The organism is Streptococcus entericus DSM 14446, assembly GCF_000380025.1.
Taxonomy (GTDB): Bacteria; Bacillota; Bacilli; order Lactobacillales; family Streptococcaceae; genus Streptococcus; species Streptococcus entericus.
Map to the genome: position 1 here is coordinate 38,479 of NZ_KB904184.1, position 13,046 is coordinate 51,524.

Genomic DNA, 13,046 nt, shown 5'->3' on the forward strand with positions numbered 1-13,046 from the left:
AGGGGTATTGTCTTAAAAAATACGCTGGTTGTACTTCATTTCAAAGGCTTTGAGGACTTCCGTTGGTGCTTTTGCAAATTCTACAGACCCTTGGAAAGTGCCGTGAACGATAATCCGATTCGTCGCATCAAAGTCTGTACAGGTCACCAGAGTCACCTCCGTTTGACCGGGACGGTCATCAATGACCTCAACGTGTTCAGGTGATACGACCTTGACCTCAGAAATGACATAGGTATAGATTTTTTCCTTGTCAGTCAAGTAGATTTTCATGCCGTTTTGAGCATTGTCCAGCGGTGAAAAGAGCATTTTAGAAGCTCCTTCGATACCGAAGATATGGTGGCTAGCGAGTGCATAGTTACGCTCTCCCATCACCTGATCAGGCTTCATGGTGCCTGCACCATAAGCAATCTCGGTATTCCCAACCCCTTTAAAAATCGGTAGATTAATTTCCAACTCAGGAATAGCAATGCCTCCGATAACAGGTAAGTTTTGAGCATTCATCTGAGCCGATAGAACAGCCTCTGTACTGAGTGCCTGAACAGCTTCAAAATCAAAGCTGGCTTCCGCTTCTTTGTTGGCCTCAATTTCTTCCTTTGTAACTTCTGTCACCTGATATTTATTACTATTTTGCCCTATGATAAAATTGCGGATAGACTTGTTAAAAATCAAAGCCAAACCAACAATAACTAGAAGAACCAAGAATAGATTGTAGAGGAAACGTCCTAGTCTTTTTGAATGTTTGGTTTTACGAGTTTTCGTCATGTTCTGTCTCATTTTCTTCATTTATTTCCTCAGGCTTGACCAAAGCAAAGGTGACAATTTTTGCTTCCTCATCTAGTCTCATAACCTTAACCCCTTGGGTTGAGCGACCGGTTTGAGAAATGTCTGCCACGCGTGTTCGGATAATAACCCCTGTATCAGTGATAATCATGATGTCCTCATCTCCTGATACGGTTACTAAACCTGCCAAGGCCCCGTTTTTGCTGGTGATGTTAGCAGTTTTAATGCCTTTACCGCCACGGTTCTTGGTTGGGTATTCGGTCGCTGAGGTCCGTTTACCAAAGCCTTTTTCGGTGATAATCAAGACTTCCTGATCATCATTGATTTGGGCTGCGCCGACGACACGGTCACCTTCTCTTAAAGTTACACCTTTAACCCCGGTCGCGACACGGCTCATGCTGCGGATGGTTTCTTCGTTGAAACGAACAGAATAACCCGTCTGAGTCCCGATAATGATGTCGTCTTGACCCGATGTCAACAGAACGTTAATCAACTCATCTTCGTCCCTCAGATTGAGTGCTCTTAGTCCATTCTGACGGATGTTGCCAAATTCAGATAGGCTAGTCCGCTTAATCACTCCTTGACGGGTCGTGAAGAAGAGGTGCTTATCCTTGAAGTCATCAGTTTTGACATTGATAATGGTCTGAATCGTTTCCCCCTCATCGAGCTTGAGCAGGTTGACGACAGGAAGACCCTTGGCAGTCCGTCCGTATTCTGGAATTTCATAGCCCTTTAGACGATATACCCTTCCTTTATTCGTAAAGAAGAGCATGGCGTCGTGGGTGCTGGTAGACACTAGCTCACGAACAAAGTCATCATCATTGACACCAGTTCCTTGCACCCCACGACCACCTCGTTTCTGAGCACGAAATTCATCTTGTGCCAAGCGTTTGATGTAACCCTTGTTGGACAGAGTAATCAAGACATCTTCTTCTTCGATCAAATCTTCATCTTCGATAGACAATACTTCACCGACCATGAGCTCGGTCCGGCGGGCATCGTCATACTTGCGCTTAATCTCATCCATCTCATCCTTGATGATGGTCACTACCCGCTCTGGTTTAGCTAGAATATCAGTCAAATCAGCAATCAAGGCAATTAACTCATCATATTCGGACTGAATCTTGTCACGTTCCAAGCCCGTCAAACGACGCAGGCGCATATCCAAGATAGCTTGACTCTGACGCTCTGACAGGTCAAACTTAGCCATCAATTCTGCCTGAGCTTGGGCATCTGTCTCACTATTTCGGATAATCCGAATGACCTCATCAATATGGTCAAGGGCAATCAAGAGACCAGCTAAGATATGCGCCTTGCTTTCTGCCTTGTCTTTATCAAATTGGGTGCGACGAACAATGACTTCCTTCTGGTGAGCAATGTAATTATCCAAAATCGCCCTCAGGGAGAGGATTTTCGGAATGCCATTTTCAATGGCCAGCATGTTAAAACTAAAATTAGTTTGAAGCTGCGTCAGCTTGAAGAGGTTGTTGAGGATAACACTAGCTGAGGCATCACGCTTAACCTCAATCACCATCCGTACCCCTTCACGACTGGACTCATCCCGAACAGCGGTGATGCCCTCTATTCGCTTCTCCTGAGCAAGCTTAACAATATGCTCAAGTACCTTACTTTTGTTGACCATGTAAGGGAATTCTGTCACCACAATACGTTCTCGACCAGACTTGGTGATTTCGATTTCGGTACGTGACCTCAGAACAATGGACCCCTTACCTGTATCATAAGCGCGGTGAATGCCTGATTTCCCCATGACCAGAGCCCCTGTAGGGAAGTCTGGACCTGGCAGGACCTCCATCAATTCGCGGGTCGTCACCTCTGGCTTGTCCATGACCAGCTTGACAGCATCGATAGTTTCACCGAGGTTATGAGGGGGGATATTGGTTGCCATACCAACGGCAATCCCTGTCGCTCCATTAACCAAGAGATTAGGAAAGCGTGCTGGGAGTACTAAAGGCTCTTTCTCATTACCATCGTAGTTGTCAGTGAAATCGACAGTATTTTTGTTGATGTCACGGAGCATCTCAAGAGCAATCTTACTCATACGGGCTTCTGTGTAACGCTGGGCAGCCGCACCATCGCCATCCATAGAGCCAAAGTTGCCGTGACCATCAACAAGCATGTGACGGTAACTCCACCACTGGGCCATCCGCACCATCGCCTCATAGATTGAACTATCTCCGTGTGGATGGTATTTGCCCATAACATCACCCGTGATACGGGCGGATTTTTTGTGAGGCTTATCAGGTGTCACCCCTAGCTCATTCATACCATAAAGGATACGCCGATGAACAGGTTTAAGCCCATCTCGAACATCCGGAAGAGCCCGAGCCACGATGACACTCATGGCGTAGTCAATAAAACTCGTTTTCATTTCGTTGGTTAAATTGACTGTAACTAAGTTTTTATCTTGCATAACCATTACTCTTTCTTTGAGGTTAATCAATTACTATTATACCACAAATTAAGGATTTTAGCAGATTTATCGGCGATTAAACTTCTCAGTTAATTATTTTAAAGTCATTGATGGTTTTTAAGTGATTGATGACAGAACATCAGGGCTAAAAATATGGTTATAAGATTGGTTATAACTGCGTAGTTTATGCCATTGCTTGGAATGAGCAATTCTACATCAAGAAAGTTCATCTTGAAAAAGATATCATAAACATAAATAAGTGCAAAAAATTCTAATACAGCCCGAGAAGATAATTTTTTTTCTTCTACTGGATTTTGTAATTCCTTCTATACTTTTTACAAAGTCAATAATAGCTTGAGTTGAAACTGTTGTTTTAGAATTCAAATCAGACAAGATACAATTGTTAGGGGCTACAGCATTCCTTAAATTGCGAACCAGATTCAAAACTTCCTTTGAAATATGAGAGACTATCTTTATTTATTTGATCCATTACCTTGTTTCCATACTTTTCTAGCATTTCTTCCAAAAATCTTGCTAATTCATCTATGTCTCTTATTTCAATAGTTGCATTTAACATCATTGCGTCATCCTTCTTCCCAAAAATTTTGAATGGATCATTGAAAAAGACACAAAAAAAGAGACACAAACATAACCTAACCGGAAAAAATCTCATTCAAGATGAAGCTGGAAATTTTTATGTTGTCGTTAAACGCGGTAAAGGGGGTAAACGGCAGGAACAATTAATCTTACCAAAAGATGTACCTACAGTTTTAGATACATTTAAAAATATTGACAATGAAGACCCCGTCTTTTCAGATAGTAAAATGAAAAATTTGATCAATTTTCATGGAATGCGTGCGCAGCACGCAAGGGACTGTTGACCGTTCATACTTACCATTTCAGTCAGCAAGAGAGTACCAGGATACTAATATGCAAAAATGGATGGATTTTTCCTATCTGAGCACACTAGTGCCCTTTTTGAAGATATGCGCAAGATTACTTTTCTAAGTGACCTTACCCTTGAACAAAAGATACTTCTTCTCAGTCAGGTCTATGCAAACCAGTTAATCACGCTCCTACAGGTGAGAGGTAACAATAGAATAGGATATTTCACTGGCAAAATACCATCAATTACAAAAGAACATATCATGGTTCGTACTTCAAAAGACCACATCAACATCCAACTATCTGATATTCCTAGCATTGAACCAGTAGAGGAGATGTTCCATGAATCAGCTTGAATTTCATAAAAATGAGCTACAGATGAACTACTTTAGTGAAAGCTATCAGAGATTTGAAACTGATTTCTATCGTTATTCTGCTCTGAATACCCCTCTGACTTTCCTAACGGATGACATCATGCGAAGTATGGCCAAATCTCAAAAGCCATACTTCAAGCCAAACAAAGAAAATACCAAAGACAATCATGATCACTACTTTCTATTCAGCGTTGAGCCTATCGAGAACAATAAGCTCATCAGAAAATATGTTTACCTAAAGACCGTTTACTCTATAAACTAAAAAGGAGCAGTACGCTCCTTTTCATATTGACTAAAATATCTATTTATTTACCAAAGAAAAGTCAAAAACTGGATTTTTGCTAAAATACGGTGCAACCATTTCTTCCCATCTAGCTCTAGAAAATTTAATGGATTTTAAAGGCGATAAACCGTAATTCCCAAGAGCATAACCATCATTTACTTCAACAACTAATGTACGGCCATCCTTGGTAACACCAATATCCAACCCATAAGCCCTAGGTGCACTATCCCAAGCAGCAACCGCTTTGTCAATAACACTGGCATCGTACTGAGCATGATAGTCACCTGTATAAGGACGAACATCCAGTACCTCTCCATTAAGTACAAAACAGCGCCATTCTGCAACAAATTCTACAATATCACTAATCCAAATAGGATAGTCAAATGGTAATCCAATACCAACCAAATCTCGGGTTCCATTAACTACTCTTCCTGTAAAAACTTTTGAACCAGCTTTAGGCTTAATAAATTTGCCCCAATTATCAGGAATATTGACAATCTCTCCCATAAGTCCCTCTCGGATAGTACGACCATAAAATTCAGAAAGCTCCTCCGGGTAGTCAATAACTGGTATATCTATTCCCATCCAAGACAACAATAATCTCGTCTCAGCAATATAGTCAACAATGAGATCTTCACGGGTCAAAGCTTCTAATTCACTAAAATCACTATACAACACTACTTCTTCCCCTAATAAATGAGCACCTACTTGAGCATTATACTTATTAATAGACACTTCACTTAGTCTACTACTATCGTTTATATAAACAACCATTTCCACACCTTTCAATCACTAGTGCAACACCAATATTCAAAAAAAAAAATAAAATAAATTTTATTTTTTTGAATAGATTGCTCCCATAATATCATCAAAATAATCAACTGTATTCAGTAATAGTTCAATAATCTGCGATTTTGTCAATCTCATACCTCGCCTATCACGAGCATCTTCAATGAGCAATTCCAATTTCTCAAGATTCTTATCATCTAAACTGATCATAATACGATTTTTATCTGTAACCACATCTATCACCTCTCTTTCATATTAACACAAGTGTTACACCAGTGTCAACTATAAGTTCTGAAAAACTTTAATTAGTAAATTGAGTGAGTTACTATCTAATTGCCACGTCAAGCAGAAATAACTTAAAGCTTGAGCTACAAAAAATACGACTCTCATCACCATTCCTCTAGTAATTTGTCACAATAGAGACTAAGCTACTCAATAAACTAAAAAGGAGCCTTATGCTCCTTTTAGTTTGTACCACTTTCAATACCAAGCTCTCATACCATTCTCTGGTGGATTACCTTTCTCTAAACCATCTAGAATACCAGAGATAGCCTGATCTGCATAGACTCTCCTGGTGAAGCCTTCGGTAACATATTCTTCAAAATCATCACCGCCATTTTCAGCAATCATATCATTGAGGGCTCTTATCAGACTATTTCTTTCCTCGGCAGTAACGTATCTTTCAAAGTCCCTAGCAGCTAACTTAACTAGATAGATACTCTCAGCATTCAAATTAAGTTCAATGACACCTGGCTCGGATGCAAAATCGCCTTCAGGATAATAATGATAAGTATAGATATCATTTTCTGATGCAACAAGTTCAAATTTTACCATAATTTCTCCCATTAACTTGGTATTGCTCAGTCCTCAATATCAAACCTACTCTTTTGAGGTATGTCGCTTCCCTAGATTTAGTGCCTCTTCCTCTGACATCTGTACTACTCTAGAAAAGTTAGTATTAGATGGCATATTATCCAATGAGTACCAATATACATCCGCACTACCATTCCTTGCAATATAAACTACTGGAGCAAGTTGGGTATTAGGTTGGACAGATTGTGTCGTCTCACTAACTGTTCCCTCGGCAGATGCTGGAGTGGTCACTTGACTGCTTGTTTCTGTAGGAACTAATGACGGTGTGGCTGTTCCTTTCAAATAGTCAATTGTTGCATTTTTAGAATAATTATCTAAAATTACAGTTGTTATTCCATAGCCATCTACAGATTCTTTAGGACTACCAAACTTTATACTAATGAAATTTCCAGTTTCATCTAGACCAACATACTGTAGGATTAATTGCCTTGGAACTAGTTCATCACCCGTGTAAACAGGGGTAACTTTATAATCTAACCAAAAATTGGGATGGGTCGCAAGCCAACTATCCAAACGATTCTCATAATAGAGCATTCCCTCAATATTACTATCGTCCATCCCCTTATAGTTACCACTATTAGTCCATGCTGTTAAAGGAACAAGGTTTTTTCCTTCATCCGTAAGACCACTAAATTGATAACCAATAAGATGACCCCTATTAAATAACCATGATTTTTTTCCTTGGTTACCATAACTCATCTTGTAGTTATGCCAACCAACTGGATTGTACTTAATCCTCGGCTCTCTGCGTTTTTTAGGTTCATCTTTGTCTTGAAGCTGGATATGTGCCGAAGTTGCTCTACCTAAATGGTCAAACTCTCCAAGAACAATCTGCTTGCTACCGTTAAAAGGTAATAAATTCAAGCTCTGATAGTCGATATTTTGGTTAGCTTTAACCAAACTACTACTGAAAATGAGAGTGAAGATAAAAAATAATAATAGTTTTAAACGTTTCATAATTATAGTGATTGTATGTTAAATGTCAATTATAAAAAACCTATGCAGCAGATGACTCATAAATATTTTTTTGCAAGTTTAAATACTCCATGAGATTAATAACTTTATTATTTTCACCTACTTTACTAATCGTAGATATATCAAAGTCATTTGCCTCGGCAAAATTAACTGTATAATTGTAAACTAGTTCAAATAGTTCATCGACAGTAGAATCAAGTTTTAAGGCAAGAAGTTCCTTCTGATTAACCTGTAAAAATTTTATAAATTCATCTACATAGTCTTCATTTAGCTCACCTTCCTGTGCCAATTTGATGAAGCGAACAAGCTTTTCTAAAAGTTTTTTTACAACTCGTTTGTATTTGTTCGATGCCCAAATATAATATCCCACACTACCAACTGTAACGACACCAGCTCCAATAGCACCTACCAATACATATTTATTTTTAGTAAGGTTTTTAGCTATTTGCTGTGCAGGCTCAGATACTTTAACCTCTTTTAAGTGTTTAACAATATGCCCAGAAGCATCTCTAATTACTGATCCGTATCGTTTATAGATTCCAGAACTCAACCCCATCTGAATATCTAACGGAATTTCTAAAATAACTTGATTGACTGACATAAAATATCCCTCCTTCCGTATTAGAGCTATATAATACTATTTGTAAAAATATCCAATCTCAACTAAACAGTCACTTTCAAAAAGTTGGTTCTTACTAAAATTTGAATACCCATCTACTTTGATAAAGCAAACAGTACCTTTAGCAGTAAACATACTCCATATTCTCTTCTCACAAGGAACTCTGGAAACATTTGTAAAACCAGCATTACTAAATAAGTTATCTATATAGTCAACATTAGATCTGAGAATTTCCTCGGATGATAACGGGGAAAAGGCCTTAAACTGATATAAAATATCCTTTATACCTTCTGAAACTTTATTTAAAAATACACCAGGAATTGTAGAGTCACTATTTTCTATATGACTCTTAAACCATCTTCCACTCAGATTACCATAATCATAGAAATCAGCAGAAAAAGACCAAGTTGAAATACCGCTACTAGTTTTTACCTCACATGATACATCTAAACCATCAATGGAAGTGATTTTTAACCGTCTAATTGACTTTGCAGCCTTACGACAAATTGTTTCAAATACCTCTTGAGATAATCCATCTGGCCAGTTAATAGGCATAGCTCTTCGTCTAGCTCTCTCTTCAGCCAAATCCCTATCATGTTTTAGTGATAAGCCAATAGCACCTATGGCAAGTGCACCAATACCTAATAGTGCTACCAAACCCAAATCATCATCACTTTTAGCCATTCATAGCTCCTTAAAATCATATTAAATCATGTCTTGGCAACTGTCCTATAAGCCCAGGCCTCGTCCACAAAGTATTGGTCATCAAGAATAGGGGCATACTCCAACTCAAAATGTTCATACATTTCCTTTGAAAATTTGAGTGAAGCGACTGCACGCTTTTCATCGATGAACATAAACTGATAGTTATCATCACCTACCTTGGTAAATACCATGTGGTCATAGCTGAACTGAATATCCTCTTCTTCCTTGGGAGCAAGGACAAACTTCATCAACTCAACAACCCTATCATCATACCCCGCATCAAATATCTGCACCTTCTCAATGAAAGACTCCATATCAGAAACAATACGGAAGTTGTAGGAATCAAGAGAGTTAAAGTACCTATCTCCTTCAACCTGCTTTATTTGGCTGAACATCTCCTCAATCCTAGCCACTTCCTGCTCTCTATTAACCACAGCAGGAATGTAGTAAAGCATGAGCCGATTCTCCATGTCATGATACAAAGTCTCATAACAAACAACTCTTTGTTCACCACAATTCAAACAATAAAACTTGAACAGTTCTCTGTCAATGAGTTGCTGCTTCAACTTTGGTTCGAGGGTAGCATTAATACTTTGATAAGTAGTAAAGCCGCTTTGATGTTTACATACAGGGCAAGCTATAAATTCAACTGTTGTTCGTGTCATAAATTTTTCTCCATTTAAATACCCTATAATTTCCTACTATTCAAGGGACTTCGCTAACTCAGGTCATTCTTATGGCGGCTTAGTCTCTCCACTAATTTCAGAGGACACACTTAAGAATTCCAAGTCAAATTCTTTTGCCCTCGTTTCTAATATTACGACTTGCCCCCTTAACAAGGCTTAGTCATTGACCGATTACCTGGCATAGCCGACACATTGTCTTTTAATCAGTTTTTACACTTTTAATAAACTGTATTCAGCCCAAATGAAATCTCACAGAATAATTGGTAATACCCACCATCATTATATCATAAAATGAATCCGCTTATCTCAATTAATTGGAACATGCGAATACTTAAAGTAATGAAGTTCTTGATAATAGAAGAGTAGAAATATTTTTCTCCTTTTCTTAATTAAAATAATACGAATATATTTTTCCTTCAATAAAGGCTCGTGCATGATAATAAAATAGTGTCAATTTCAGAACTCACACTTCCAAACACCATTTAAGCGATATTGAAGGTGGGTACGTTTCTATTCCCGCAAACTCCTTGTCAATGGAAACAAACACGTACCCACAGGGTAAATGGAAATAGATTTTTGATAATTTCTTGCTATCACTTCTACTCACTCCAAAAAATTACTCACTCTGATACTTCCCCCCATACTACAAAAAGCCTTGTCTCCAAGGCTTTTTAAGATGCTTTCGTTCCAAGGTTTCTATGCTTTCACGAGCAGAGCTACGCGCTCCACATGTGATGAGAGCTTTCTTCTATACTAATGAACGAAAGGAAGTGAAAGTGATTTCAGGATTATACTGTGGAACGGAACAGTAGCCCTAGTATCGACTACTGTTGTTTCTATTCATATTGGCTATTCTAGGACTGAGATGAAAAAATCTATAAATGCTCAGAAAAAAATTGAACCCGCAAATCTCCCCAAAACAATGGTGAGTCATGTACTTGAATTATTCCGAAAGAAATACACCTCTGGTGCAGTGAGACAAATTGGTGTGTCTTATAGTGGTTTTGTAGATGAAAGCTATACTCTTCTATCACTCTTTGATGATGTAGAGCAAATTGAAAAAGAAAACAGACTTCAGACAGCTATTGATGTTGTCCGAGAACAGTTTGGTTTTTTAGTCATACAAAAAGGAACCGTCCTAACTGAAGGTTCCAGAAATATTGAACGTAGTAAACTTATCGTTAGAACAATACCAAGTCTGAATAAGGATTTCATTTTGATAAAAACTACAACAGGTCACATCAATTTGAAATTGAAAGATATTTTGAGTATTGAACTTGTTGAGGAGGTGCTTTATGAATCAGCTTGAGTTTCAGCGTAATCACCTGCAAATGTACTATTACAGCGAGAGCTACCAAGATTTTGAACGTGACTTCTACCACTACTCTAACATGAATATTCCATTGACCTTCCTGACCGATGATATCCTCAAAACAATGGCGACTTCACGTAAGAATTACTTTGTCCTCAATAAGGAAAAGGCTAGAGATAACCGTGATCATTTCTTCCTATTTGAGATAAATATCATAGATGAGAATCCGCTAATCTACCGCTATTCTTACAAGAAAACAACTACATATTTAACACAAAAATAGGAGCAGTTCAATTGACCGCTCCTGTTTATCATTAAGAACCAGTAAAAGTCCATGAAGGGTACAACAACTCCCATTACTATTCTAGTCCGTGCTCTTTTCTAATTGCTGCTCTTTCTTCTGCAGTTCCCCCCCTAGCTCCAACAACTACACCATTTCTCCGATAGGCATGAGCTGCTGGATCTTTTCTTTGTTTTGGGTAGTTATGAGTGTTATTATTTTCAGAGACTGATATTTCCACGTTATTATTTCTATTATCGAATGTCGAAGTCGTATCGCTAACAGAATCATCTTCACAGTCTGCTTGACCACTAAAATTCGCTTTTGAACGCGTTTCTCTGTCACTAATATTCATAGCAACTACACTCGCAATTACGCCAGCCGTAGCGAGCACTTCCTCTTTATGTTCACCAATAAATTTTAGAATACTTAATCCACCTTTTATTATCTGCCCACCTAAACCTCTTGCAAATTTCATACCTTTGTCTACTACAGAATCAGGACCAATATCTCCCTCCAGCCTATGCTCAATAGTCTGCTTTTGATAAGATTTGGAATCTATACCTGACATTGTGTCATTACTTCCAACATTTCTGCCTTGATTGTTCAGCTTGATTTCTTCTGTAATCGGTTGAAGAATTTCTTTGCTTTCACTAGAATACACATTCCAATCATAAGACTGACCATTTAAAACTTCACCACTATAGAGCTTCTCTTTTATTCTAGATACACTTGCATCTTTTATTGACAGTTCTGACACGGTACTTGGTAGTATATTAAACTCAACATACTTCAAATAATCCGCAACAACTCTATTGATATCTGCCTTTTCAAAAGCAATATCAAGTGGTCGCTTGTTTGGATATAAGGCACTTAACTCTTCAAATTCTTCACGTTGTTTCTGAGTTAATTGTTTTATCCCTTCCTCTGTAGTTAATATGCCATCGATGTCTACCATCGGTATTTCATAGCGATATTTTACAATCTTTTTCCACTGGTTAAAGACGTATGTACTTCCACCACTCTTGATATCTGGACCAGGAACGGCTTTATACCCCTCCCCAGTATCAACTATGTGAAGTAAATCTGCTTTCGAAGATGGGTCAGGGTTAGTTATGGTCATAACTACAGCTCCCTTATTCTTTAAGGCATTGTACTCAGCACAAACTAACCATTCAGAAATAATTCCACGAAACAAACTTAAATCATTTTTCCCATTTCTTTCTCTAAGTAATGCTAGTCCCTTAGAAAGGCTTTGAGGAGTTCTCACCATTCTATCTATTGCATCATCTGTATAATTTTTTGTAGAATACTGCTTAATAGCAACCTTGACACAGTCTACCAATTCATCAGGTACGCTATATTCCGATGTCAAAAGTTGGACTAATCTATCTCTCGTACTAACTGTTAATTCCATATCACTTACCTAAATTGTTAAATATATTTTTCCATTTTCTGAAATATTTTGTTTAACACTCCGATTCAACGGATGAACAGGTTGTCCCCACTTAGTTAATGGCGCGAATGAGTAAACTCTAATACCACTTTCTTTGAAAAACGATAGTAGTGTATCTCTACCTTGTACTAAGGAAGGGTGAACTAGATTCCCCCAGGCTCCCCATACTTCAGTTATTTTATTCTGAATTAAAAAATCCATTATGATACGCACGTTTTCATCTACAAGCTCAGAATTAAATTCATCTAAATCAGCTGCATTGGTAGCTCGCTCTGGGTAAACATTGGCGACAACCCAGCCATCACATCCTAATTTTTTACTAGCATTTATAATTCGGTTGATTGTACGATCGCTATAGTCCTCATTAGCTGCTGAGGGATTCATACATATAGCCACGAGTGGATTAGTTCCTAAGCGTCCCAGTAGGAATCTATGGTAGGCATTATATTTTTCAGGAATACATAGATTAGGCTCTTCTCCTAAAGGATAGGCTGGTCTGACTTTTGTAACTTTATCGTTCATAGAGTTACCTCCTACAATATATTATAACATGAAATCCCTTGCAAAAATATGAAAATGGCAGGAATACAATAGTTGT

16 protein-coding genes and 1 pseudogene are annotated in these 13,046 nt (G+C 38.2%); 5 read left to right on the top strand and 12 right to left on the bottom strand.

Annotated elements, in window-relative coordinates:
• Window positions 1-12 precede the first annotated feature (12 nt).
• The 3 genes from A3GW_RS0109040 to A3GW_RS11910 all read right to left on the bottom strand — a co-directional run bounded on the left by A3GW_RS0109040 (window position 13) and on the right by A3GW_RS11910 (window position 3,791).
• Window positions 13-762, bottom strand: coding sequence for a class A sortase (locus tag A3GW_RS0109040; RefSeq protein ID WP_018368967.1), 750 nt, complete (start codon window positions 760-762; stop codon window positions 13-15).
• On the bottom strand, window positions 746-3,211 hold the full coding sequence (gyrA, locus tag A3GW_RS0109045) for a DNA gyrase subunit A (protein WP_018368968.1): 2,466 nt from the start codon (window positions 3,209-3,211) through the stop codon (window positions 746-748). Before gyrA ends, A3GW_RS0109040 begins: the two co-directional genes overlap by 17 nt.
• Before the next feature lie 403 nt (window positions 3,212-3,614).
• Window positions 3,615-3,791: a hypothetical protein gene (locus A3GW_RS11910; RefSeq protein WP_018368969.1), complete on the bottom strand. Its 177-nt coding sequence runs from the start codon at window positions 3,789-3,791 to the stop codon at window positions 3,615-3,617.
• Window positions 3,792-3,828: 37 nt separating this feature from the next.
• Between A3GW_RS11910 and A3GW_RS11730 the strand changes: the two genes are divergently transcribed.
• From A3GW_RS11730 to A3GW_RS0109065, 3 genes and pseudogenes are all read left to right on the top strand, one after another.
• Entirely contained in the window at window positions 3,829-4,092 is a 264-nt protein-coding gene (locus A3GW_RS11730) for a hypothetical protein (protein WP_018368970.1), read from the top strand.
• 49 nt (window positions 4,093-4,141) lie between these two features.
• Window positions 4,142-4,452 (top strand): annotated as a pseudogene (locus tag A3GW_RS0109060) (hypothetical protein).
• The gene (locus tag A3GW_RS0109065; RefSeq protein WP_018368972.1) at window positions 4,439-4,732 is read left to right on the top strand and encodes a DUF5960 family protein; all 294 of its coding nucleotides are present in this window, start codon (window positions 4,439-4,441) and stop codon (window positions 4,730-4,732) included. The pseudogene A3GW_RS0109060 and the gene A3GW_RS0109065 overlap by 14 nt, the downstream one beginning before the upstream one ends.
• Window positions 4,733-4,771: 39 nt before the next feature.
• Here A3GW_RS0109065 and A3GW_RS0109070 read toward each other — a convergent pair whose 3' ends face one another.
• From A3GW_RS0109070 to A3GW_RS11080, 7 genes are all read right to left on the bottom strand, one after another.
• Window positions 4,772-5,527, bottom strand: coding sequence for an ATP-grasp domain-containing protein (locus A3GW_RS0109070; protein WP_018368973.1), 756 nt, complete (start codon window positions 5,525-5,527; stop codon window positions 4,772-4,774).
• Between the two features lie 60 nt (window positions 5,528-5,587).
• Window positions 5,588-5,776 carry a hypothetical protein gene (locus A3GW_RS0109075; RefSeq protein WP_018368974.1) on the bottom strand — a complete coding sequence of 63 codons (189 nt, stop codon included), beginning with the start codon at window positions 5,774-5,776 and terminating at the stop codon, window positions 5,588-5,590.
• Between the two features lie 246 nt (window positions 5,777-6,022).
• Window positions 6,023-6,388 (bottom strand): hypothetical protein, encoded by a 366-nt coding sequence (locus A3GW_RS0109080; RefSeq protein WP_169333188.1) that lies wholly within the window; start codon window positions 6,386-6,388, stop codon window positions 6,023-6,025.
• Window positions 6,389-6,421: 33 nt separating this feature from the next.
• Window positions 6,422-7,372 (bottom strand): DNA/RNA non-specific endonuclease, encoded by a 951-nt coding sequence (locus tag A3GW_RS0109085; protein WP_018368976.1) that lies wholly within the window; start codon window positions 7,370-7,372, stop codon window positions 6,422-6,424.
• Between the two features lie 40 nt (window positions 7,373-7,412).
• Window positions 7,413-7,991 (bottom strand): hypothetical protein, encoded by a 579-nt coding sequence (locus tag A3GW_RS0109090; RefSeq protein ID WP_018368977.1) that lies wholly within the window; start codon window positions 7,989-7,991, stop codon window positions 7,413-7,415.
• Window positions 7,992-8,027: 36 nt separating this feature from the next.
• Entirely contained in the window at window positions 8,028-8,693 is a 666-nt protein-coding gene (locus tag A3GW_RS0109095; protein ID WP_018368978.1) for a hypothetical protein, read from the bottom strand.
• A 26-nt stretch (window positions 8,694-8,719) separates the two neighbouring features.
• Complete coding sequence (locus tag A3GW_RS11080; protein WP_018368979.1) at window positions 8,720-9,379, bottom strand: CpXC domain-containing protein; 660 nt, start codon at window positions 9,377-9,379, stop codon at window positions 8,720-8,722.
• Window positions 9,380-10,193: 814 nt separating this feature from the next.
• On the opposite strand from A3GW_RS11080, the gene A3GW_RS11085 reads away from it, so the two are divergent.
• On the top strand, window positions 10,194-10,709 hold the full coding sequence (locus A3GW_RS11085; protein ID WP_473965406.1) for a DinB/UmuC family translesion DNA polymerase: 516 nt from the start codon (window positions 10,194-10,196) through the stop codon (window positions 10,707-10,709).
• A complete protein-coding gene (locus A3GW_RS0109110; protein WP_018368981.1) occupies window positions 10,696-10,995 on the top strand; it encodes a DUF5960 family protein in 300 nt (99 codons plus the stop codon). Before A3GW_RS11085 ends, A3GW_RS0109110 begins: the two co-directional genes overlap by 14 nt.
• Window positions 10,996-11,071: 76 nt before the next feature.
• Here the strand turns inward: A3GW_RS0109110 and A3GW_RS0109115 are convergent, their stop codons facing one another.
• Together A3GW_RS0109115 and A3GW_RS0109120 are read right to left on the bottom strand one after the other, a co-directional pair.
• On the bottom strand, window positions 11,072-12,409 hold the full coding sequence (locus A3GW_RS0109115; protein WP_018368982.1) for a hypothetical protein: 1,338 nt from the start codon (window positions 12,407-12,409) through the stop codon (window positions 11,072-11,074).
• A gap of 9 nt (window positions 12,410-12,418) precedes the next feature.
• Complete coding sequence (locus A3GW_RS0109120) at window positions 12,419-12,970, bottom strand: DUF1643 domain-containing protein (RefSeq protein ID WP_018368983.1); 552 nt, start codon at window positions 12,968-12,970, stop codon at window positions 12,419-12,421.
• Window positions 12,971-13,046: the final 76 nt, after the last annotated feature.

What these genes read in the sequence shown, in the direction of transcription:
- A3GW_RS0109085 (WP_018368976.1), bottom strand. Translation starts at nt 7,372, where the DNA reads ATGAAACGTTTAAAACTATTATTATTTTTTATCTTCACTCTCATTTTC.
- A3GW_RS0109065 (WP_018368972.1), top strand. Translation starts at nt 4,439, where the DNA reads ATGAATCAGCTTGAATTTCATAAAAATGAGCTACAGATGAACTACTTT.
- A3GW_RS11910 (WP_018368969.1), bottom strand. Translation starts at nt 3,791, where the DNA reads ATGATGTTAAATGCAACTATTGAAATAAGAGACATAGATGAATTAGCA.
- A3GW_RS0109040 (WP_018368967.1), bottom strand. Translation starts at nt 762, where the DNA reads ATGACGAAAACTCGTAAAACCAAACATTCAAAAAGACTAGGACGTTTC.
- A3GW_RS0109115 (WP_018368982.1), bottom strand. Translation starts at nt 12,409, where the DNA reads ATGGAATTAACAGTTAGTACGAGAGATAGATTAGTCCAACTTTTGACA.
- gyrA (WP_018368968.1), bottom strand. Translation starts at nt 3,211, where the DNA reads ATGCAAGATAAAAACTTAGTTACAGTCAATTTAACCAACGAAATGAAA.
- A3GW_RS0109070 (WP_018368973.1), bottom strand. Translation starts at nt 5,527, where the DNA reads ATGGTTGTTTATATAAACGATAGTAGTAGACTAAGTGAAGTGTCTATT.
- A3GW_RS0109095 (WP_018368978.1), bottom strand. Translation starts at nt 8,693, where the DNA reads ATGGCTAAAAGTGATGATGATTTGGGTTTGGTAGCACTATTAGGTATT.
- A3GW_RS0109110 (WP_018368981.1), top strand. Translation starts at nt 10,696, where the DNA reads ATGAATCAGCTTGAGTTTCAGCGTAATCACCTGCAAATGTACTATTAC.
- A3GW_RS11080 (WP_018368979.1), bottom strand. Translation starts at nt 9,379, where the DNA reads ATGACACGAACAACAGTTGAATTTATAGCTTGCCCTGTATGTAAACAT.
- A3GW_RS0109080 (WP_169333188.1), bottom strand. Translation starts at nt 6,388, where the DNA reads ATGGGAGAAATTATGGTAAAATTTGAACTTGTTGCATCAGAAAATGAT.
- A3GW_RS0109120 (WP_018368983.1), bottom strand. Translation starts at nt 12,970, where the DNA reads ATGAACGATAAAGTTACAAAAGTCAGACCAGCCTATCCTTTAGGAGAA.
- A3GW_RS0109090 (WP_018368977.1), bottom strand. Translation starts at nt 7,991, where the DNA reads ATGTCAGTCAATCAAGTTATTTTAGAAATTCCGTTAGATATTCAGATG.